The sequence below is a fragment of the Flavivirga rizhaonensis genome, from assembly GCF_004791695.1.
In the GTDB taxonomy this organism is placed as follows: Bacteria; Bacteroidota; Bacteroidia; order Flavobacteriales; family Flavobacteriaceae; genus Flavivirga; species Flavivirga rizhaonensis.
The window spans coordinates 131463-153969 of sequence record NZ_SRSO01000002.1 but is presented as its reverse complement, the minus strand read 5'-3'; the positions used below and the strand labels follow the sequence as shown (position 1 = coordinate 153969).

General features: G+C 29.3%; 21 protein-coding genes. All 21 read right to left on the bottom strand.

Features of this window, described 5'->3' with window-relative positions; translation table 11 throughout:
- Positions 1–84 precede the first annotated feature (84 nt).
- Positions 85–963 (bottom strand): glycosyltransferase family 2 protein, encoded by an 879-nt coding sequence (locus EM932_RS02560; protein ID WP_135875177.1) that lies wholly within the window; start codon positions 961–963, stop codon positions 85–87.
- Positions 963–2117: a glycosyltransferase gene (locus EM932_RS02555; RefSeq protein ID WP_135875175.1), complete on the bottom strand. Its 1155-nt coding sequence runs from the start codon at positions 2115–2117 to the stop codon at positions 963–965. The genes EM932_RS02560 and EM932_RS02555 overlap by 1 nt, the downstream gene beginning before the upstream one ends.
- 1 nt (position 2118) lies before the next feature.
- Complete coding sequence (locus tag EM932_RS02550; RefSeq protein ID WP_135875173.1) at positions 2119–3294, bottom strand: glycosyltransferase family 4 protein; 1176 nt, start codon at positions 3292–3294, stop codon at positions 2119–2121.
- Positions 3295–3304: 10 nt separating this feature from the next.
- A complete protein-coding gene (locus tag EM932_RS02545; protein ID WP_135875171.1) occupies positions 3305–4381 on the bottom strand; it encodes an acyltransferase family protein in 1077 nt (358 codons plus the stop codon).
- Positions 4382–4406: 25 nt separating this feature from the next.
- Positions 4407–5186, bottom strand: a complete 780-nt coding sequence (locus EM932_RS02540) for a glycosyltransferase (protein ID WP_135875169.1) — start codon at positions 5184–5186, stop codon at positions 4407–4409.
- A 7-nt stretch (positions 5187–5193) separates the two neighbouring features.
- Positions 5194–6039 carry a glycosyltransferase family 2 protein gene (locus tag EM932_RS02535; RefSeq protein WP_135875167.1) on the bottom strand — a complete coding sequence of 282 codons (846 nt, stop codon included), beginning with the start codon at positions 6037–6039 and terminating at the stop codon, positions 5194–5196.
- 1 nt (position 6040) lies between these two features.
- Entirely contained in the window at positions 6041–6823 is a 783-nt protein-coding gene (locus tag EM932_RS02530; protein ID WP_170179696.1) for a glycosyltransferase family 2 protein, read from the bottom strand.
- Positions 6820–8382: a CatB-related O-acetyltransferase gene (locus EM932_RS02525; protein WP_135875163.1), complete on the bottom strand. Its 1563-nt coding sequence runs from the start codon at positions 8380–8382 to the stop codon at positions 6820–6822. The genes EM932_RS02530 and EM932_RS02525 overlap by 4 nt, the downstream gene beginning before the upstream one ends.
- Before the next feature lie 18 nt (positions 8383–8400).
- Positions 8401–9354, bottom strand: a complete 954-nt coding sequence (locus EM932_RS02520) for a glycosyltransferase family 2 protein (RefSeq protein ID WP_135875161.1) — start codon at positions 9352–9354, stop codon at positions 8401–8403.
- 22 nt (positions 9355–9376) lie between these two features.
- Positions 9377–10165 (bottom strand): glycosyltransferase family 2 protein, encoded by a 789-nt coding sequence (locus EM932_RS02515; RefSeq protein WP_135875159.1) that lies wholly within the window; start codon positions 10163–10165, stop codon positions 9377–9379.
- Positions 10166–10256: 91 nt separating this feature from the next.
- Positions 10257–11198, bottom strand: coding sequence for a GDP-L-fucose synthase family protein (locus EM932_RS02510; protein ID WP_135875157.1), 942 nt, complete (start codon positions 11196–11198; stop codon positions 10257–10259).
- Between the two features lies 1 nt (position 11199).
- On the bottom strand, positions 11200–12327 hold the full coding sequence (gene gmd / locus EM932_RS02505) for a GDP-mannose 4,6-dehydratase (RefSeq protein ID WP_135875155.1): 1128 nt from the start codon (positions 12325–12327) through the stop codon (positions 11200–11202).
- Positions 12328–12503: 176 nt separating this feature from the next.
- The gene (locus EM932_RS02500) at positions 12504–13376 is read right to left on the bottom strand and encodes a glycosyltransferase family 2 protein (RefSeq protein ID WP_135875153.1); all 873 of its coding nucleotides are present in this window, start codon (positions 13374–13376) and stop codon (positions 12504–12506) included.
- Between the two features lie 45 nt (positions 13377–13421).
- Positions 13422–14582, bottom strand: coding sequence for a glycosyltransferase (locus EM932_RS02495; protein ID WP_135875151.1), 1161 nt, complete (start codon positions 14580–14582; stop codon positions 13422–13424).
- Positions 14558–15457: an NAD-dependent epimerase/dehydratase family protein gene (locus EM932_RS02490; RefSeq protein ID WP_135875148.1), complete on the bottom strand. Its 900-nt coding sequence runs from the start codon at positions 15455–15457 to the stop codon at positions 14558–14560. The genes EM932_RS02495 and EM932_RS02490 overlap by 25 nt, the downstream gene beginning before the upstream one ends.
- Positions 15454–16323 (bottom strand): class I SAM-dependent methyltransferase, encoded by an 870-nt coding sequence (locus tag EM932_RS02485; protein WP_135875147.1) that lies wholly within the window; start codon positions 16321–16323, stop codon positions 15454–15456. The genes EM932_RS02490 and EM932_RS02485 overlap by 4 nt, the downstream gene beginning before the upstream one ends.
- Positions 16313–16963 (bottom strand): acyltransferase, encoded by a 651-nt coding sequence (locus EM932_RS02480; RefSeq protein ID WP_135875145.1) that lies wholly within the window; start codon positions 16961–16963, stop codon positions 16313–16315. The genes EM932_RS02485 and EM932_RS02480 overlap by 11 nt, the downstream gene beginning before the upstream one ends.
- Positions 16964–16974: 11 nt before the next feature.
- Positions 16975–18240 carry an ABC transporter ATP-binding protein gene (locus EM932_RS02475; protein ID WP_135875143.1) on the bottom strand — a complete coding sequence of 422 codons (1266 nt, stop codon included), beginning with the start codon at positions 18238–18240 and terminating at the stop codon, positions 16975–16977.
- Positions 18240–19112 carry an ABC transporter permease gene (locus EM932_RS02470; protein WP_135875141.1) on the bottom strand — a complete coding sequence of 291 codons (873 nt, stop codon included), beginning with the start codon at positions 19110–19112 and terminating at the stop codon, positions 18240–18242. The genes EM932_RS02475 and EM932_RS02470 overlap by 1 nt, the downstream gene beginning before the upstream one ends.
- Positions 19113–19159: 47 nt before the next feature.
- A complete protein-coding gene (locus EM932_RS02465; protein WP_135875139.1) occupies positions 19160–21619 on the bottom strand; it encodes an exopolysaccharide transport family protein in 2460 nt (819 codons plus the stop codon).
- A gap of 10 nt (positions 21620–21629) precedes the next feature.
- Positions 21630–22424, bottom strand: coding sequence for a polysaccharide biosynthesis/export family protein (locus tag EM932_RS02460; protein WP_135875137.1), 795 nt, complete (start codon positions 22422–22424; stop codon positions 21630–21632).
- Between the last annotated feature and the right edge of the window lie 83 nt (positions 22425–22507).

The following is a 22507-nucleotide window of genomic DNA, read 5'->3' as shown; positions in this document are numbered from 1 at the left end:
ACACTTTTCGACTGAAAATATTTATTTTTAGTATAAAAGGAAGACAACTAAGTTAGTTCTTATTAAAATTAAGGCAACTAACTATCAATATTTTAAACTTGTTAAAGTTCTTTTTTTATATAGTGTTTCTTTTTTAACTGGTGATCTAAACTTCAAAATATTAAATATTTGAAATAAATTAGATACACACACTTTTAAAAACAATCTAAAATACTTAAAATCTGAAAGTGCGTACTTCCTAAAATTATGTATTAGTAACTTTATTATTTTTATAATAGGGTTTGGATAATACACCAAAAAATATCTAATCGAATTTTTAAGTTGGTGTTCAAATCTAAAATAGTTTCTTCCTTGTATTTTTCTCTTTTCGACATCTACTCTATGGTTAACGATAATACTACCTTTATATAATATTTGATATTCTAAATCTAATACTTCAATAGCTAATGCTGGCTCTTCTCCATAAATATCCATCCATTTAGGAAAACCATTTGTAGCATTATAGACGTCTTTTTTTATAGCGAAACCACATCCTACAAAATCGTTGGTAAAAAAAGGCTCTTCTTGTTTTATATGTTTTAATGCTATTTCATCTGAATCGAATAAACCTCTAACCTCCTGAAAAGCTATAATACCAAGGTTTTCATTATTTTGAAATTCGTTTTCTATACTTGAAATAAAATTTTGGCTAATTGGATGTGCATCATCATCTAAACCAATAAAAATATTACCTTTTGCCTTTTTGTATAAAATATTTCTAGCTGGAGATGCACTAATACTCTTATTAGAAATTTCCCAATTCACCCAATCATATTCTTGAACTATGGCTTCTGTTTCTTTACAATTATCTATTAAAACTAAAACTTCATGTACGGTTAAGTCAATCAAGCTTTTTAATTTACGTAAAGTAAAACTTAATTCCTCAGGCCTATTTTTTGTTACGATAAGAAATGACAGCTCCATTAATTTTTTATTGCTTTATTAATTTTCTTGTAAAGATCAATTAATTCAAATTTTAAAACGGCTCTATTGTAATGTTTATTTATAAAATTCACATTAATTTTTTGTGCTTCTTCCCTTAGAACTTTGTTTCCTAAAGCCTTTTCTATGTGTGATGCAATTTCTTGATGATCTGAAGGATTATTGATTAAAAACCCATTTTTATTATGAGTAATAATTTCTTCTGAAACTCTCCCGGGATTAGATTGAATAGGAAAGCTTCCCATGGACATAGCTTCCAACAATGCATTAGGCATACCATCGGAAATACTACTAGCTATATGCAAGACACTTTTCCCCATCAGTTCTAAAATTAATTGATTATCTATAAATCCATTCCTAGGATATATAGTAATATGTAATTCATTTAATTTTCTCGATTTTTTAATATAGTTTGAAACCGATTGATCTGCACTATAAATTATAATTTGGTAATTATTTATTATTTCATCAGAAAGTAACTCTAAGGCCTCTAATATCTTGATTGCTTTGCCTACACCATCTTCATAGCCTTTAACTAAAATGATATTTCTATCTGAAACAGATTTTATTTTAGAAACATCTATTGTAAGTCCACCATTTCCAGGAAAGACACCTAAAAATTCTGAGTTGAAGCCGTTGACTTTTGCTAGTTCGTAATCACGTTTGCAATCTGTAATTAAATAATTTACTCTATTTAAAAATTGCTGTACTTTTATTTTATTTAAACCAAGTTCTTCAAAAAAAAACATATCACTTCCCCAAGATGAATATACAAATGGGATATCATTTTTATCCATCACATCTATTATTGGTAATCCAGATAATTCCATTTCAAAACAATGTACAATATCTGGTTTTATCTCATTTACTGTTTTCTTAAAAACTTGAGTAACGTCTCTTTCATTAAATTTTTGAAGAAATTTATATAATCTGGGGCCTTGTTTTTTAATTGTTGACCTAAAGGGGTAATCTTGTTTTAATTTCCATCCCTTAATTTGAGTAACCCAATTTATTCTCTCAACTTGTGGTCCGCCATCAGTAATATCAAACCAGAATATATCATGACCTGAATCTTTCAATTGATTAACCCATTGAAAAAAATGATGATTTGGTATGGCCACCATGAGGATTTTCATATTAACTATTTTTTTCTTGGGTATTATTAATTACTTCTAAATACTTTTCAGCAATAATATCTCTTGAATATCTTAGATTATAAACCTTTCTTGTTTTATGCCTAATATTTTCTAAAGACTCAGTATCAATACTTTCAATTCTTTTTATTTCAGTTACAAGGCTATTCTCATTTTTAATATCAAACCAAAATTGATTATCAGTTTTTTCTAAACGATCCATCATAGCTCCAACTCTTGTCGATAGAATAATTTTCCCCGCAACCATAGCTTCAATACCTACCAAAGGCCCTGACTCTTCCAATGAAGGAATTATTAAAATATCTATAAGCTTGAAAAACGCAACTATTTCTTGTCCTGACAATTCTCCTATGTATTCTATAGATGTATTGTTTTCTGTAGCCTCTTTTACTTCATCTAACAAAGGACCATTTCCTGCTATAATTAATTTTTTATTTAGATTTTTAAATACTTTAAGTACTTCTACAATACCTTTTTCTTTAGAAAACCTACCTAAATATCCATAAGTTAAATGATCAGTAGTTTTTTTTGTTTCTATGCGAACTAATTCCTTTTCGAATAATGTTGTTTGATCTATAATAACAATATTATCCTGAACTACTTTTAATATCTTTTGATAATTAGAGTTTGAATGTACCAAAATAGTTTCTACATACTTTAACAGACTACTGGTTAACTCTGGAATATTTGTTATTGTTCCTGTTGTTCTTATAATCAACGGTTTATTCAAATCTTTACAAAATGTAATTATTTCTATTAACCACTTGGTGGTTAATTCTCCAGAGAATATTACAATGTCGTGCTTATCAGTTTCTTTTTTTAAAACGTCAAAATATTTCTGATTGAATGAAAAGAACTTATAGTTTAGTTTATTACCAATGAACCTATATGCTGGGGCTTTGCGTCTATATATAAATTTACAGGCAATACTCGTTATTTTTATAAATAAATTTGAGTTAAAGATCTTCTTTTCAACACTACTCCAATGATGATGCTTTTCATCAAGAATAGCAGCAGATTTTTTTGTCATTGGTATCGTTGACAATAAACTCACTTTAAAATAATTTATTAAAGCATCAATTATATTTTTTACTTCAATTTCTCTACCTCCAAAATCACTAATAGGGCCAACAATAAGTATTTTCTTTTTTAAATCCATTATTAAATATTCACGTTTTAAAAGTAAATCGTTTTAAACTTAAAATTGGTTTATTCTTATAAAACAGCGCCTTTTTTTCAACTAAATGCCATGATAAATATCCTAATATAATTGATGCTATAACCGAGTATATCATTAATTCATAAAGATCGAATTTAAAAACAACCATAAATATTTGCTGAATGAAAAAACTATAAATATAGATCCCATAAGACATATCTCCTATTTTACCAAAACTTTGAAGTATTGGAATATTCATATAACCAATCAATAATATAAGCAACGTAAACATAAGATGTTTTATGTTGCTATAAAAATTAAAGTAAATCGAGGCTAATAATATTATTAATGAAACAGCAATAGCTACAACAAAAAATAAACTACTTTCCTTTTTTATAGCATCAAAACCTACAGAAGCCAAAAAGCTACCTCCCATAAAGAAGGCACTAAAATTTAAAATATGATAGCCTTGCATACCAAAAACAGAAGCTCCCGAAAACCTATCTAAACAAAAGTTAAAAAGTATAAAGAACATAAAAAACGATATTAAAAGCAATCCTTTTACAAGTGATAAACGCCCTTTTAGATAAAATAAAAACGCCAATGCTATATAGAGAGAAAACTCGTAGCGGAGTGTCCATAAAGAGCCATTTATAGCATGATAATTATTACTATCAAATACACCCTTTATACCAGATTGAAAATTATATAAATTCAAATTATTAGGTAAATATGTATAAAACTGTTTATTACTAAGTAACGGTATGCTACCTTGATAAAGAAAAGGAACCATTAGTATAGACAATATTAGCAATATAAATAAACCTGGAAATAGTCTTAGAAATCTTTTTTTAAAATAACTTTTAAGCGTTTTGCTTCTTTGAAGGCTTTGAAAAATAAAAAATCCACTTATTACAAAGAAACCGTTTAAACCAATACTAGCTAATACTATTTGACCATTAGTAATTTTATAAATCCATTGAGCTTCTTCACTACTTCCAGATAATGGATAAGCGTGTGATATAACCACAAATAAGGCAAACATAAACCTTAAAAAATCAAAATTATTTTGTTTATGTATTTTCAAATTATAATGTCTCCAGCATTGGTATTTAGAATTTTTTAGGCTTATTAAAAATAAACTTGATTAGATAGATATACTTCAAAACGATATATTTTAAGTCTGTAAAAAAATATTTAATCAATTTGAATGTAGACATTACAAATCCTTTACTTGCTTGTAAAAAACTCACATCTTCATGCCAAATTTGATAGTTTCCTAACACATCATTTTTAAACCTGAAAAAGAGTTGTTTACGAGTTCTCTGTATTTCATAACTAAATATAGACTCTACAAATTCAATATCATACCCTGCATTTAAAACACGTTTTGTCCATTCTTTATCTTCAAAAGTTGGCACATCTTCTTTAAATGGGTGTTTTTCCCATACTTTTTTACTAAAAGCTGAACCTGAAAAAATGAGTCCCGATTTATTAGGATCTATAGTTGCAGGTATTTTATTAATAAAATTTCTGTAATCATTAGAAGCATGTAAACATCTTAGACCTGCTAAATTTGAATTTTCCTGAAACTTCTTTTTGATTAACCTAAAAAAGTCATGACTTACTGCAAAGGAATGCGCACTAAAGATAACTATGATATTATTTTTAGCCTCACTTGCACAAATATTGGCACTCCCACCAAAACTAAAATTTTTAATGGATACAAATCTTGCACCATATTGTTTGGTTACGGCTTCACTATTATCCTTGGATAAGTTATCTAAAACAATGATTTCATCTATGTCATTAATATACCTTTCCGTTAGGTTTTTTAACGAAAAGGCTAATGCAGATGCCTGATTTTTACTTCTTATGACTACTGAAATCATTTAAAACTTAATTAAAAAAAGCTTTTAAAACTCTAAAGGGTTTAGTTACTGCCTTACCTATTTTGTATTCTAATGACGTTTTAACTTTAACCTCACTTGCATGATATGTTTTTAGCTGGTGGAATAAAACGGTCATCAAATTATCAAAATCTTTTACATAAATTTCATTATGCTTTTTAATAATATATTCTTTATTAGTTTCAAAATGGTTATTTATAGTGTCTACTAACATAGATTTTTTTGCTTTTCTATAATAAAACAAATATGATTCTACTACTTTATACTTCCACCCTTGCTTAGTAATAGCAAGCCAAAATTCCCAATCCTCGAAACCAGTTTTCATTTGTTCATCATAACCACCAACTTCTTCCCAACATGATTTTCGATATAGTGACGTAGCTACTAATTGATTAACATGAAGTAAATAATGGTAAGTATCTCCTTTTGGCTTTAACTCATTAACAATATTGTTTTTATTATCAATAAAAAACTTGCTGAAGCAAGATACTATTGCAAGCGATTTATCGGTGTGCAATTGAGGTAATAATGTTTCTACAAATACCTCATCAATCATATCATCAGCGTCTAAAGGCAATATAAATGTCCCCTTACTAATTTTTATTCCAGCATTTCTTGCATTGGATAATCCACCATTATCTTTATATAAATATTTGAATCTATCATCTTTTTCACACCATTCATTGGCTATTTTTTCAGTATCATCAGGGCTCCCATCATTAACAATAATACATTCCCAATTTGAAAACGTTTGATTTAAAACAGATTGTAAAGCTTCACCTAAATAGTGTGCTTGATTATAACAAGGTACAATGATTGAAACTTCAATATTCATTTTAAATCTTGTGCAAAAAACCGAGTTTGACGAGTAAATTTATAATTCTGGATTGTCTCAAGCCTGAAATTATTGTTCTGTATTTTAGAACATCTTCTAAGTCTCGAACAAAAGCACCATATTCTGTATTTAACACTTGTTGTCTTTCATTAACAATAACTCTTTTATTATTAGAATTTGAACTCATCCCATCTAAATAAAATGTTGATAATGGCGCATTAATCTTTTTATAGCTTATATTATTTTTACAAATGCTGTCCATAAAAAACTTCCAATCTGATACAATTTTTAAATTCTCATCATATAAGCCTACTTTATCGAATACTTCCTTTTTAATAAATGTAGCTGGGTGCGGCAAGGTATCTTTTACAAAGTATGCAAAAGATAATGTATCGGGATATTCTTTTATAAAATTTTCAGTTTCACCAATAACTCTTAAATTAAAATAAGTTATGTCTGAAGCTTCTATATGTTTAACATTCTTTTCTAAAACGCTATCATTATAAAAATGATCTCCACTATTTAAAAAAATTAAATAATCTCCATTGGCTTTTTTAATCCCTTTATTCATGGCATCATATACCCCTTTATCGGGTTCGCTAACCCAGTAATCAACTTTATCTGCTATACTCTCTAAATATACGGTACTATCGTCATTTGAATCTCCATCAATGACAATATATTCATAGCCATTCCATGTTTGAGCTTCAATACTTTCAAAAGTCTTTTTTAAACCCTCATAATTGTTATAATTAATCGTTATTATGGATATTTTTGGCTTCAATATTCCTTTTTTGTTTCTTTTTTAGTCAAACCTTCTTCTTCAACTTTTTTAATAAAAGTTTCTATTTCAAAAAAATACTTCTCTATTAGAAATAAATTTTCATCTTTAAAATCCCACCATTTAATATCTAATAATTTATTTATGGTTTTATCTTCAAATCTATACTTTACAACTTTTGCTGGATTACCAACGGCAATAGCATATGCTGGGATATCTCTTGAAACAACAGCTCCTGCTCCTATTATAGCACCATCTTCTATTTTTACACCATCTAAAACGGTAACATTCATACCTATAAAAACATCATTACCAATAGATATGGTTAGAAATTCTCTAATTTTATCATCCTTACTTAAAGTCATTCCGTTTTGTTTTCCTGTAGAATAAAACATGGGATGAGTTGATATACTTTTAGTAGGATGCATGCCACGACCAGCCATAAAGTTGGTTCCTATAGAGCAAAATTTACCAATTATTACGTTATTAATTATAGACTTTTCTGATATGTAAGTATAATTTCCAATAATAGTGTCTGATAGCCTTGAAGGCGGGTACACTTTTGTGAAATGACCTAAATAACTTCTGACATTTAAAACCTCATGATTAAGTCGTATTACTTTTCTCAAGTTTGGAAAAACTAAAAACACAAAGTCTTTTAATTTATTTTTTAGCTGTTTTTTTAAACTTTGTTTTACAGGTTTTTCTTTTAGTTTTTTATAAAATGACCTGATAATGTTTTCCGCATCTTTATTCTCGGAAATTGGTCTTTTTTCTACTTCAATATGAGTAGACAAAGTATTGTTTTTAAACTCTGTATGGATACCATTATGAACTCCCGAATTATCAAACCCTATGTTTTCTACTAATGATTTATTTGGATATAGAGTAAATCCATTTTGTATAAGTACAGATGCGTGCCATTTAATAAACCACGTATTTAATCTTCCTGAAATATTATGAGCTAGTTGGCTACTTAGATAATCGTATCCAAATTTATCCAAATGTGTATATAAATTTTTGTTTTTAATTATTTCCCAAAGGTCAAATGCGTCTGCATTAAAATGTTTCCATGCCGAACTCCAAGTAGCCCAACCCCAACAAAGAGGTACATTAAAAAAGAATGTTTCTGGTAAAGTTTTATCGTGAGGATACATGTAACCAGAAACATGCATGACTTCATCTTCGTCCTTATAGGTTTCCAAAGCATTATTCATATATTTTAAAAACCCTGATGATGTTTCCAAATCATCTTCCAGTACAATTATTCTTCCATGTTTATTTACTATTTCTGTTACTCCTCCAATAATAGAGTTTGCTAAACCTTTATTTTCCGAATTTACATGTACATGTACTTTTTTAAATCTATTTTCGCTTTTCGCAATTTTAACAACGTTTTTAATGTTGTTTAATTCTGTAATATTTGCATTTGTTTTCGCTCCATCACAAAACACATATAATTCACTATCCTCTGCTTCTGGATTTGCGGCCAGTGCATCCAAGGCCTTTTGCGTATGCATCGGGCGATTGTAAGTAAATAAAACTATAGGTGCCAATTTCATGATATGAATATTAACGTATTATGAATGTTTGTATAAAAATGGAAAAAGTTTTTGTCTAAGCCTAATAATTGGAAAATATTTTATGCCTAACATTGAAAATATACTTCTAGGAGCGTTAAAAAACAAATGGCCCCAATAGCCTATATAACTTATTAAACTTTTTTTCTGTTTATATTTTAAGACCCACAAAGTGTTTAACAATTTATCAATTCTATGCAATGCTACTTGATTTTTATTTGCCCAAAATAATAGTGATTGGTACATTTTTATTCTATGCTCTGCATACAAATCTTCTCTATTAAAGACATTACTCCCATGGACTCCTCGCATGGCTACTGGCTTATCGATTATTCCGGACTGTAATTTACATTTTAAAGATAGCTTAAAAATGAGTTCTGTATCCTCAGACACTAACATCGTTTGGTTAAAGTAACCTACTTTATTAAAGGCAGATTTTTTTAGTGTTAATCCATCTATTGAAAAATGCCCCTCACTACCTAATAAAAGTGCTTCAAAAAGGACTTCTGCAGCAATTCTTTTTTTTATAGTAGTTAAACTTAGCTGCTCTTTTTCAGCTTTACTTCCTTCTCTATAAAAATGTGCACTAATAGCATTGTAAACACCTTCTATACTTTTGCGCTCATTAAATATTTTCTTATCATTAGTAAACCTATTAGGCAAATAAAAATCGTCTGCATCTAAAAACGCTATATAGTTCCCTATAGCTTTCTTTATTCCTAAATTTCTACTTGCGGAACGTCCTTTATTTAGCTTGCCTTCGTGGTAGTAAACTTTAATCTTTGAATTTTGTTTTTGCAGGTTTTCAAGTATATGTTCTGTTTTATCTGTACTCCCATCATTTACTACAACTATTTCGGATACTTCAGGTTGTTGAATAGCTGAATTGATTGCTTTTTCTATAAAGCGTTCATCATTATAAACTGGAATAATTACTGATACTGAAAATTGCATAATTTATGCTAGGACTGAGTATTTAAAACTTATTTATCAACCCTAATTTGATTAAAATTTGTATTTTTTTTGATTTCCTTAAGTTTCTCAAAATTCGTTCTAATTTAAATTTATACTTTAAATCATTCATCTGAATTGAAAACTCGGAATTCAATACCGATGCCCTTTCTGCTTTCACTATTTTAAAATTTTCTTCTAAAGAACTTATTCCTCCTTTATAAAAATTTGAAAATACATCGTCTACATACTTATATGTTGCATTATACTTACATAATGCTAAAATAAGAAATTTCCAATCTGATACTATTTTTAAGTTCTCATCATAATAGCCTATTCTTTCAAACAATCTTTTTTTTATAAAAGTGGATTGATGTGCTGGTAAATCTGCATGCAGGAAACTAAATGTAAGTACTTCAGGGCTTTTTTTCACGATTGTTTCGCCCAATCCTACTACATTAATATTAAAATAAACGACATCATGCTTATTTAAATGAACTTTTACTTTAGTGAGTGCTTGAGAATCTGTAAAGTCATCACCGCTATTTAAAAAAAACAGGTAGTCTCCTTTTGCCTCTTTAATACCTTTATTCATAGCATGGTAAATGCCATTATCGGATTCGCTAACCCAATAACTAAAACCAGCTTTATTAGCTTCTATTAATTCTTTACTACCATCTGTGGAATTGCCATCAATTACTATATGCTCAAAATCAGTAAAAGATTGATTTTGAACACTTTTAATCGTTTTTTCAAGACCATCTTTATTATTATAATTGACAGTAATTATTGAAATTAAAAGATTATTTAGCATTATTGGTAATAGATTGATAAATTTTAATTTTGAATCTCTTTCATAAACTAGTTTAATAACTTCCCAATATAGCCTTTTGGGTTATAATTAGCTAAAAGCCCTTTTTATCTTCATTTAAAAACTTGTTAAAGTAAACCTTTTTTATTCCTTCATTTATGTCTATAGTATGTTGCCAACCCAAACTATGTATTAAAGAAACGTCTAATAATTTACGTGGCGTTCCGTCTGGTTTACTTTTATTCCAAACTATAGCTCCTTTATAACCTACAATGTCTTTAATTAATTCCGCAAGCTCTTTAATAGACATATCAATTCCTGTTCCTATATTTACTGAAACATTACCTGAATATGTTTGCATTAAATGAATACTCGCATTAGCCAGATCATCAACATGCAAGAATTCTCGTTTTGGTTTACCTGTCCCCCAAACTTCAACAGTACGCAAGTCATTTATCTTGGCATCATGGAATTTTCGTAATAATGCAGGCAGTACATGTGAGTGTTTTAAATCGTAATTATCATTAGGACCATATAAATTGGTTGGCATAACTGAGATAAAATTACAACCGTATTGACGATTATAATTTTCACACAATTTTATACCAGCTATTTTCGCTATAGCGTATGGCTCGTTTGTAGGCTCTAATTTATCTGTTAATAAATAATCTTCCCTTATAGGTTGTTCGGAAAACTTAGGATAAATACACGAAGATGCAAAAAACAATAGCTTTTTTACATTGCATACATAACTTAGGTGTATCACATTATTTTGTATCATTAAATTCTCATACAAAAACTGTCCTCTAAATGTATTATTTGCTTCAATTCCTCCAACTTTTGCTGCAGCCAAAAACACATAATCTGGCTTTTCTTCTTTAAAAAAACTAGTTACCTGTTCTTGATTAGTTAAATCTAATTCTGAAGAATCTCGCATTACAAAATTAGTATAGCCTTTTTGTTTTAAACTTCTATAAATAGCAGAGCCTACCATGCCTTTATGCCCAGCAATGTATATTTTATCTGAAAAATTCATATTATTCTTCACTAGAATTAACTATATCGTGACCTCCAGCTTTTAAATATTGTTCTTTTTTAAATAATTTTAAATCTGAGGTCATCATATCTTTCACTAAATCTTCAAGGGTGAATTTAGGCTCCCATTGTAATTTCTGTTTGCATTTCGTTGCATCTCCAATTAGTAAATCTACTTCTGTTGGTCTATAATATTGCGCATCTACTTTAACCACAACTTTTCCAATTGGGAATTGGTAATCTAAATGAGCACAACTTACTATTTTTCCAATTTCGGCTTCCGCTTCACCTTCAAAAGCCAAAGTAATACCAACATTACTAAATGCCATTTTTATAAAATCTCTTACAGTTGTTGTAATTCCTGTTGCTATAACATAGTCTTCTGGTTTATCTTGTTGTAACATTAACCACATAGCCTCTACATAATCTTTAGCATGCCCCCAATCTCGTTTAGCATCTAAATTCCCTATGTAAAGTACATCCTGTATCCCTAAAATAATTTTTGAAGTCGCTCTGGTAATTTTACGAGTTACAAACGTTTCTCCTCTTAAAGGAGATTCATGATTAAATAAAATACCATTGCATGCATACATATTGTAAGCTTCACGATAATTAACAGTTATCCAATAGCCATATAACTTAGCTACACCATATGGGCTTCGTGGGTAAAAAGGCGTTGTTTCTTTTTGAGGTACTTCCTGTACTAAGCCATATAGTTCTGAAGTTGAAGCTTGATATATACGCGTTTTTTCAGTTAAACCTAATAACCGAACAGCTTCTAAAATACGTAATGTACCTAAACCGTCTATATTAGCTGTATATTCTGGTGTATCAAAACTTACTTTTACATGAGACATTGCGCCCAAATTATAAATTTCATCTGGCTGTACTTCTTGAATAATTCTAGTTATATTCATAGAATCACTTAAATCACCATAATGCAACTTAAAGCGTACGTTACTTTCATGCGGGTCTTGATACAGGTGATCTACTCTATCTGTATTCAACAAAGACGCTCGACGTTTTATACCATGTACTATATAACCTTTGGACAATAATAGTTCTGATAAGTAGGCTCCATCTTGACCTGTTACTCCCGTAATTAGTGCTATTTTATTTTTATAAATCATTATTTTTCAAATTTCCACATATTTTTATTTTATTGAAATTTAGATTCAAGCTTTAGATTTTCAAATTAAACTTAAAACAATTCAATCTACTTTACCCATATATTATCTAAAATACTTTTCATCTATATTTCTGTGTTTAAATATAGCTTTTCTATAAGCTGCAATCAAAAATTAAATTAGACAACAATAAATCGTTTTTCTATGTATGAATATTTTATATCTATTTTATTTAAATTATATAAAGCGTTTCGTTTATTGATAAAAAATGATGCCTTGAGTATTTTTACTTTAAGCAAAATACCTACTAAAGTATTATAATGTTTTATTGACCTCAATACTTCTTGTTCTTCTTTAGATAAATCATAAGCATTTATAATACTATGGACTTCTTGTAAATATTTATCCATTTGTATTCCAGATAATTGACCTTCTCTATTACGCCAAGCCCCTACAGGCAAAGTTGCATTATAAAGTTTTTCATGTTGAAAAAAACGAAACCACAACTCAAAATCACCTGCTAATTTAAAATCGGTATTTATTTTACCTCCTGCTTTTTCCCATAGACTTCTCCTCCAAAAGGTAGATTCTTGTTGTATCCACTTGAAATCATGATTTAAAAATTTTATGAAACTAAATTTTCTTGGGATGCAAACCTCTATTAATTTCCCGTTTAAATCTATAAAACTATTAAGACCCTGAATCCAATTTACTTTAGGTAAGTCATTAAATAGTCGTGCCACATTATAAAGAGCATCAGCTAAAAGAATATCATCACTATTTACCCAGCCCATAATCTCTCCAGTAGAAAAATCAAAACCTTTATTTAAAGCATGGTACATCCCAGAATCTGGCTCACTTACCCATTTTGTTATTTTATCTGAATACTTTTCTAATATATTTAAAGTACCGTCTGTACTTCCTCCATCAATAATTACATACTCTAAATTAGGGTACTTCTGACCAATAACTGATTGAATTGTTTTCTCAAGGAATTGAACTTGATTAAAAACAGGTGTAACTATAGTTATTTTAGGGTAATTAATTTCCAACTAGGTCTTATTGATTAGTTATTCTTATAAGTGTTCAAGTTTTTTTTAAACTTTTGTAGCTCGTTTAATTAAATCTATAAAATTAAGAGCAAATTTATCTATATCATTTTTATAATGTGAATCAACTACTCCTGGTTTTTCTTTAGAATATTTCTCAATAATTTTTGCTAGTTCCTTTTCATCATAAGGATTAAAAAAGTGTACATTTTCTTTAATTTGTTCTTTATGCACGTTCAAGTTAGAAAGTATAACATACTTGTTTAATGCTTTTACATCTTCTACAACGGTACTCCATCCCTCAAATAAAGAAGGTTGAATAATAGCTATAGAATTCTTCAACAGGGCTAATTGCTCATTTCTTGCTAAGAAACCAAGAAATCTAATATTATTATCTAATCTATTATCACTGATATATTGTTTTAAGATACTGAAATTATCTAAATTTCTATAATCACTTTCTTTACCAGAAAAAGCCACTACTAAATTTATTCCTTTTTGTTTTAATAAATTAACAGCCTTTAAGATAACTATATGATTTTTATGAGCCCAAAATTGATTAGGAACAAAAAAATAATCATTGGGAAGTTTATATTTATCTAGTAACTTTTCAATTTTTTCATTGGAAAAATCTGGATGTGTTACTGCAAATCTAAGTACAAATTTATCTGCTTTTGATTTAGGGTATAATCTTTCAAAATCATTTTGAGCATCTAAACTACTAAACACAACTATATCACTATTCGCTAGAACATTTTGTTGATGTTGTTTTCTCTTATCTATTTCTTCTTGAGAAAAAAATTGAGGCAAATGATCTTCTTGAAAATCTGGGATCCAATTTACTTTTTTTAAATCATTAGGTAATCCTTCTATTTGCTGTGGGTATACAAAATCTAACTTAGGTGGTTTTGGTTGTTTTTTTATGATTTTTTTATTTAATAATATTCTAGACACTTTATTTACAACACGTTCAAAAATATTATAATGAGGTACAAAAGGTACAGCACAAAACTCTAAATAAGGGTATTTTGTTTCATTCCTAGCTTTATCAAAATTTTCATTTGAATAAGTTAAAATAATAATCTTAGGTTTAAGAGCATCTTTTAAGGTATTTAATGCGTGAATGATATTTAAAATATAATATGAACCAGCAACCCAGTTTTCATCATAAAAATAAAGCAATCCTATGCGTTTTCTTCTTTTAACCATTTTATATAATATTCTAAACCTTCTTTTAAATTAACTTTTTGAGTATAATTTAATTTTTTCAATAAACTTGTTTCGGCACACCAATTTATAGGATCTCCTTGTCGTTCTTCTCCTCCAAAAGCATAGGTAATATTTGTTTCATTAAATATTTCAAAAAACAATTGCACAACATCTTTAATTTTAACTTCATTACCATTAGCTATGTTTATTATATCGCTTTTAAAAGCACCTTTGCCTATAACACATTCAATGGCATTTATTATATCCGAAACATGTATAAAGTCCCTTGACTCATTACCTGTACCATACAAAACGACATTCGGATTTTCTTTTCCTTTTTGGTATAGATCCCAAAATAGTTGTTTTTTTAAACCTTCTCCATAGGCAGAAAAAACACGCAAGGAACAACATTTTATCTTGTACTGTTTATAAAACAGTTTACAAACATCTTCAGCCATTTTTTTATGCACTCCATAGGGAGATATAGGGTTTGTAGTTTGGTTTTCATTAATAGGTAATTGTTCTGGATTACCATAAACAGCCGCACTAGATAAATTTATATATTTACAATCTGCATTATAACGACGTATAGCATCGAGTTGTTTGTGCACATTGAAGGTATTCAATATAAAATCTCTTTGTGGTTTCACTAAAGAGTTTGGTACACTGCTAGCTCCAGAACAATTTATGCAAACATCAAACTGTTGTTGTTGAAAAATATCACTATAATCGGCATTGGTCGCATCAACTATAAAATAGTTCTCATTTACATAATCGGCAACCACATCGCATTCCCAAACCTTATGAGATCTTGAAAAATATTTCACAGCATGCGAACCAATAAATCCTTTTGAGCCTATTATAAGTATCTTCATTTTTTTATAGCTATATAGGAATACATTCTACCAGGAATAGAAGCTTCATTTAGGGGTTTATACTTATATATAAAACAATACAAATTCCAGACAAACGAACTATTAGCTATTTTACCAATCTTTTTCACCAATCTTTTCTTCTGGTTTAACTTGTTTGTTTCTTTTAAATTATTGACTTCATTATCTGTACTTGGAAAATAATTTATTATACTATCATAATATCGTAATTCCTTTAAAATTTCTGCTCCTGCATTCGTTATTGCATTCTTGTATTCGTTAGCAGTAAAAGCATTTTCTCCACCATAAAATTTATGCAAAGGATGCGCTTTCAAAAAACATTCTTTATCAACTTCATTATAGATTACATGATCTCTAATTGTTAATAGCAATCCATTTGGTTTTAAAACCCTAACACACTCTTTTATAAATTTTTCTAAATTGTTAGCGTGGTGCATGGCTTGCCTAACATAAACAATATCAAAAGAATTACTCTTAAAATTAATGTCTTCGGCAAAGGCTTCATATATATCTAAATTATCTAGTTCATAAGATTTTTTCAGTTTCTTAATAGCGCCAGCTCCAACAGTAAAACTTGGATCAGGCTCAACAGCAGTTACATGATATTTTTGTAATGCAAAATTGACTGAACTAATACCATTTCCACAACCAATATCTAAAATAGATGATGCTTCTGGCGAATAAGATGTAATAACTTTCAAAGTTTCTTTAAACTCGTCACTATAACCAAAACGCTTTACGTTGAGTTCTAGGTTTTCATCAAAATAAGCTTTCTCTACTAATTCTTTAAAAGCATCTTCTTTTCTTATCTTTATTATAGTTTCCTCCCAAGTCATACTATCTTTCATTTTCGGGGATTTCTCGAATAGCTTGTGCTGGATTTCCTACCATGATTGTCCATTTGGGAACATCCTTGGTTACAACGCTTCTAGAACCTATAACTGCTCCTTCACCAATTCTAACTCCTTTTAAAATTACAACTTCAAAACCAATCCAAACTTTATCTTCAATAATTATTGGTAAACTCTGAACATTACTCCAATCTTTATAATGACCTTCTTTATTTTCATCTAAACCTTTTTTCCATTCTTTAACATCATCTTTTCTCTCATTCCAAACTAGAGAATGTCCATTATTATCCATAAAAGTGCATCCCCATGAAATTAAAACATCATTCCCTATTGATATATTATTGATTGAAATAAATTTCCCACCACCACCAATAAATGTTCTATCACCAATACTAATAACTCCGTTTTCATTTTCGAAAAAGAAACTACCACTAATAACACTTTCTTCTCCTATAGACAAAAATTGTTTATTGTCTATTCTTTTTCTTATTTCAACATGAATATTTTTAGTATCTGAATTATTTCCTATATGAATTAGTCCTAGCTCTCTAAACTGATCTAATCGTTCTTTAACAATAGGTTTTTTAGTAAAAAAAAGAGTAGAAAATTTTCTTATTACTTTTTTGATTAACCTCATTATTTAAATCATTATATCTTGTTCCATTTACAATCTAAAACTACACAGCCATAATCTAAACCTGCATATTTATGAAGTTCTGAACCAGTCTCTTCAATATTAAAACTCACTACACTTTCCAAATTTCTTATAAGCTCCTGATTAGGAATATGAAATATTACATGAGCCCTATAATCGTTTGGAGTAAGTGTCTTATTTGGAAACTCTATATTAAAACTATGTATCCCTGCAGAATTAATAAAATCCTTTAAGTATATTTCTGATGTGAAAATGGGTCTTTCATATTGGTCAATAACCCTAACACTTAAAACTGAAACTGGTAAATGTTTTTCTGAAACTTTAACTTTAATTTTCAAATGAGCTTTATGATTGAATGCAAATACACTACATAATTCATTTTGACTATCTAAAACAGAAACACTTAAAATATCTGAACTTTTTTCTGAGGTCTCATGTGCATAGTGCTCTCCACTGCTAGTAATCTCATTTTTTAAATAGAAATCGACAGCTTCATCTGCACTTCCCTTAAACTTTACTTTTCCATGTTCCAATACTATCGCTTTTGTACACAATGTTTTTATTGCTGCCATATTATGGCTAACAAATAAAACGGTTCTACCATTGCTGCCACTTATTTCTTGCATTTTGCCAATAGCTTTGTTTTGAAACTCTGCATCACCAACTGCTAAAACCTCATCTATAACTAAAATATCTGGGTCTAAATGTGCCGCCACAGCAAATGCCAAACGCACTGTCATTCCAGAAGAATACCTCTTAACTGGTGTATCAATATAACGTCGACATCCTGAAAAGTCTATAATTTCATCTAGTTTAGATTGGATCTCTTTTTTAGTCATTCCTAAAATAGTACCATTAAGAAATATATTTTCTTTTCCTGTCATCTCAGGATGAAACCCTGTACCGACTTCTAACAACGAAGCTATCCTTCCTTTAGTTTTTATTTCACCTGTTGTTGGTGTTGTTACTTTAGATAATATTTTTAAAAGTGTAGATTTTCCTGCTCCATTTTTTCCAATGATTCCTAAAACTTCCCCTTGTTCTACATCAAAACTGACATCTTGTAAAGCCCAAACATAATCTGAATACCCTTTAGTACTACGATCATTACTATCTCCAACTTTTAAATATGGGTCTTCTTTACCACGAATTTTATACCACCACCTATTTAAATCATGACCAATAGTACCTGTACCAACCACACCTAAACGATATTGTTTAGAGATATTTTCTGTTTTTAGTATTATTTCTTTGCCCATTAGATAGTATCTATAAAACTTTTTTCCGTTTTGTTAAATATAACAAGTCCCAATAAAAACAAAATAATAGTTATTACAATAGCATACATTATTTTTAATAAAGAATAATCACCAACACCTAAAGTCATGTATCTAAACGCTTCTATTATTATTGTCATTGGGTTGTATTCTACGATCCATGATATATCTGGAAGTTTTTGTTTAAAATATGATAGAGGATACATAACCGCAGAACCATACATTAATAACTGAACTCCAAAAACAACTAAAACTTTTAAATCTCTATATTTAGTTGTCATAGAAGAAATAATCATGCCTAAACCTAAACCTAGAAGCCCCATTAAAATCACTAAAATCGGTAAAAAGATGATCGCTTTTGTTGGAGCTACATTTGATACTGGATCTGAAAAAAATGCATAATAAATATAAAAACCTATAAAGACCAACAATTGTATTCCGAACTTAAATAAGTTAGTAACAACTGTTGATAAAGGTACAATGACCCTTGGAAAATACACCTTCCCAAAGATACCTTGGTTTTGTGCAAACGTATCACTTGTACCTGTTAAACACTCTTTAAAATAATTCCAAGAGGTTATACCTGCAAGATTAAATAAAAATGACGGTACACCTTCTCCCGTTGGTATACTGGCCATATTATTGAATATTAAAGTAAAAATTATAGAAGTAAAAAGTGGCTGTATAAAATACCACAACGGTCCTAAAACTGTTTGTTTATATACAGTAATAATATTACGCTTTACAAATAAAAAAAGTAAATCGCGATAATTCCAAACCTCTTTAAAGTTAAAACTAATTAATGCTTGCTTTGCTGAAATAGTATAAAGCCAATTTTCGTTTTTAGTACTCAATAGTGTATATGGTTTATTTATTGTATTTCTATATTTTTTTTATGCACTTATTTAAAGAAAGATTTAATCCTAGAGAAGTATGATTTTTTAATTGGTTTATCATCATTATAACCATTAGCATAATTACCATAACCGTAGCCATAGCCATATCCGTAACCATATCCGTAACCATATTTACCCTTTTGATTATAACCGTTATATACAAAACTTAAATTTTGTATTTCACCTTTATTATACTTGGAATTTATAAGGTTTATCATCCCCTTTTTTGTATAGTCTTGCCTCACTACATAAATGGAAGCATCTACATATTCTAAAAGTTCTAAAGCATCAGCTACAAGTCCAATTGGTGGTGTGTCTAAAATAATATAATCATAAGTTTCTTTTAATTCTTCAATTAAAGTCCCCATTCTTTCTCCCATTAATAATTCTGAAGGATTTGGAGGTATTGGTCCAGAAGTGATAACATCTAGATTAGGTACTTTTGTCTGTTGCACAACTTCACTAATATCCTTTTGTCCAATTAAATAATTAACAACACCTATATCATTTTTAATATCAAAATCTCCAAATATTTTAGGCTTTCTTAAATCCAAACCAACTAAAACTGTCTTTTTTTCACTCATAGCAAAAACGGTCGCAATATTAATAGAACAAAACGTTTTTCCTTCTCCACTAACAGAAGATGTTACCATAACTGTTTTAGCGCCTTCTAGATTATGCTTTTTATAAAAATACTGTAAACTAGAGCGTATGGACCTGAAAGCCTCTGCTATGGTTGATTTTGGCTTTAAGTGAACAACCAAGTTATTAACTAAATCATTTTTCCCTACCACACCAAGCAACGGAATACTTGAAATCTTTTCCAGCAATTGAGGGTTATGTAACTTATTATCAAAAAAAGTTAATAAAAAAGCCAGTAACAATGGGGGCAACAAACCGCCTATTATAGCGAATAAATAGCGTGAACTCAATTTCAAATCTATAGGTGTTGCCCCTGTATCTTTTGCTGGGTCAATGATCAAAACATCAGATACACTTGCTGATTTTATAATATCTGCTTCACCTCTTTTTGCTAAAAAGACATTATAAGTTTGTTCACTAAGTTTAAATTGACGTTGTATATCAAACAACTTTTGTTGAGCCTTTGGCAATTTTCTTATTTTGGCATCTTCAATCGCAATCTTTATATTAGCTAGCCGTAATTCTCTTTTTAATTCATTGCTAGCAGAATTAATATTTTCTAAAAGAACCTTTTTTAACCCTTCTATTTGCCTATTTAAGTCTGCAAAAATAGTAGCGTCTTTTCTAACAGTAGAACCATATTTAGATTTTTGTACAGATAGTTCATTTATTTTTCCAATGTTAGCAACTATATTGGAATCTTCTATTCCTGCAACAGATGGAGCTGGGACTTCTGTAAATGTATTACTGGTCTGTAGGTATGTTTTTAGGCTAGCATAATAAGCTAACTTTTTATTTATACCATCCTTATCAGCCTCTAATGACGAGAGTTTACTATTTATGGAAACACTTTCTTCATCAATATTGAATATCTTATTTTTTTGTCTATAACTGTTTAAAGAGTCTGCATTTAAAGTAAGTTGTGATTTTACTCTATCTAATTGTTCATCAATAAATTTAATAGTATTTGTAACAAACTGATTCTTTCTATTTAATTGATCTTCACTTAAAACTTTAACCGTTTCATTTAAATAGTCAACAATCTTGGGCTTATTAACATCTACCATACTTAAATTTAAAATGGCAGAATTTCTGGGATTATCTATAGCCAGTTTATACCTATATTTAATAACAACAGCGTCAAAATCACTAAATTGAATAAAATAGTCTTCGTTTGGTATAACGGTTCTTCCTTCCGCCAAATATATCATGCCGTTTACATAGGGAAGACTTATAGTATCTCCCAAACTATATTGCTTTTTGAATTCTCCAAGAGGAACATCTATGTTAGCTCTTTTTTTATTGGTAAAATTTTGGGTTCTCGCTGAATTAGATTCAAAATTAATAGAAAGCTCATACTTACCATTTTCAAGAAAGGTGACTTTAATAGGCACATCCAGTAATTGACTTGTGCTAGGAGTTAAATTGATTCTAAATGGAGCTTCTGTATAAATATCATCTTTTCTAAATCTTGATTGTTTCAAATAGGTTATATAGAATTCAAGATTATCAACCACTTTCTCATGAATAGAACGTGATCTTAGTGAAGTAATCATCGTTTGTACCTTGCCAGAAACCCCTCCCCAATTAAAGGTTAAACTCGTAGTTGAAGTAAATAATGGATTAGATTCCTCTTCTACAGAAATCTGAGTGCTTAACCTATAAGATTGCTGAGTCCTAATGTTTTGTTGATAGACTATAAAAACTCCAATCCCGATAAACAAAACAAACAATTTCCAATAACTTAGAACTCTAATAAAAAAAGCCTTAATATCAAAAGATGGTTGTGATTGCGATTCTGAAACATCGAATTCTTCTTCCATAGTATAAACTTTAAAGATTTCTTGTTAAAAAATAAGTAGACACTAAAACAGCCAAAATGGAAGAAATCGTTGTTATGTTTTGTATGGCTGTTTGTCCAGCTCCCAAAGCTTTTCTTTTTAAAGGCTTCACTAAAATAATATCATTAGGTTGTATGAAATAAAACGGCGATTCCATAGCTGTAATATCAGTTAAATCTATATGATGTATTTTTTGCCCATATGGGTATTGCCTGATCACTAAAACATCTTTTCTATCTCCTGTCTGGGCAATATCACCTGCGTTTGCCAAGGCTTCAATAATATTGACACGATCTTGAAATAAGGTATATACCCCTGTACCTCCAACTTCACCTGTAACGGTATAACGTAATCCTGCTAATTTTACAGTAACAAATATTTCTGCGGTTTCTTTAAAATATTGCTTTAAAAGCTCTTCTTCAACTTTATCTTTTATTTCAGCGATTGTAAAGCCCAGTACATTAATCTCTCCTAAAACAGGAAATTCAATATTTCCATGTAAATCTACAGTAAAACCATTAAAGTAGAGTCCTGACTGACTTTGTGCAGAACTATTAGAATTTTCAATGGGGTTAAAGATACCTACAAGTTCTTCATCTAGCGCCTTTACATTAATGCTCAAAATATCATTTACTTGGACTCTGTATGGTTTTGATAATTGCCGAACCATTAAAGAATCAGTAGTTTTAGTTCCTTTATCTTGTAAATAAACAACATCTTTATTGGTTATACAAGAAGTACATAAAACGCCAAAGACTAAAATACAACACCAAAAAAGTCGCTTCATTATATTATAAGTGGGGATATGATTTACGACAAATATAAGTTTTCGTCTTGAACAATAAAACTTATACCCTATTTTTTGGTTTT

Excerpts from the sequence above, each read along its gene's own strand:
- EM932_RS02560 (WP_135875177.1), bottom strand. The coding sequence starts at position 963 with ATGGAGCTGTCATTTCTTATCGTAACAAAAAATAGGCCTGAGGAATTA.
- EM932_RS02555 (WP_135875175.1), bottom strand. The coding sequence starts at position 2,117 with ATGAAAATCCTCATGGTGGCCATACCAAATCATCATTTTTTTCAATGG.
- EM932_RS02550 (WP_135875173.1), bottom strand. The coding sequence starts at position 3,294 with ATGGATTTAAAAAAGAAAATACTTATTGTTGGCCCTATTAGTGATTTT.
- EM932_RS02540 (WP_135875169.1), bottom strand. The coding sequence starts at position 5,186 with ATGATTTCAGTAGTCATAAGAAGTAAAAATCAGGCATCTGCATTAGCC.
- EM932_RS02535 (WP_135875167.1), bottom strand. The coding sequence starts at position 6,039 with ATGAATATTGAAGTTTCAATCATTGTACCTTGTTATAATCAAGCACAC.
- EM932_RS02525 (WP_135875163.1), bottom strand. The coding sequence starts at position 8,382 with ATGAAATTGGCACCTATAGTTTTATTTACTTACAATCGCCCGATGCAT.
- EM932_RS02520 (WP_135875161.1), bottom strand. The coding sequence starts at position 9,354 with ATGCAATTTTCAGTATCAGTAATTATTCCAGTTTATAATGATGAACGC.
- EM932_RS02515 (WP_135875159.1), bottom strand. The coding sequence starts at position 10,165 with ATGCTAAATAATCTTTTAATTTCAATAATTACTGTCAATTATAATAAT.
- EM932_RS02510 (WP_135875157.1), bottom strand. The coding sequence starts at position 11,198 with ATGAATTTTTCAGATAAAATATACATTGCTGGGCATAAAGGCATGGTA.
- gmd (WP_135875155.1), bottom strand. The coding sequence starts at position 12,327 with ATGATTTATAAAAATAAAATAGCACTAATTACGGGAGTAACAGGTCAA.
- EM932_RS02495 (WP_135875151.1), bottom strand. The coding sequence starts at position 14,582 with ATGGTTAAAAGAAGAAAACGCATAGGATTGCTTTATTTTTATGATGAA.
- EM932_RS02490 (WP_135875148.1), bottom strand. The coding sequence starts at position 15,457 with ATGAAGATACTTATAATAGGCTCAAAAGGATTTATTGGTTCGCATGCT.
- EM932_RS02485 (WP_135875147.1), bottom strand. The coding sequence starts at position 16,323 with ATGAAAGATAGTATGACTTGGGAGGAAACTATAATAAAGATAAGAAAA.
- EM932_RS02480 (WP_135875145.1), bottom strand. The coding sequence starts at position 16,963 with ATGAGGTTAATCAAAAAAGTAATAAGAAAATTTTCTACTCTTTTTTTT.
- EM932_RS02475 (WP_135875143.1), bottom strand. The coding sequence starts at position 18,240 with ATGGGCAAAGAAATAATACTAAAAACAGAAAATATCTCTAAACAATAT.
- EM932_RS02465 (WP_135875139.1), bottom strand. The coding sequence starts at position 21,619 with ATGGAAGAAGAATTCGATGTTTCAGAATCGCAATCACAACCATCTTTT.
- EM932_RS02460 (WP_135875137.1), bottom strand. The coding sequence starts at position 22,424 with ATGAAGCGACTTTTTTGGTGTTGTATTTTAGTCTTTGGCGTTTTATGT.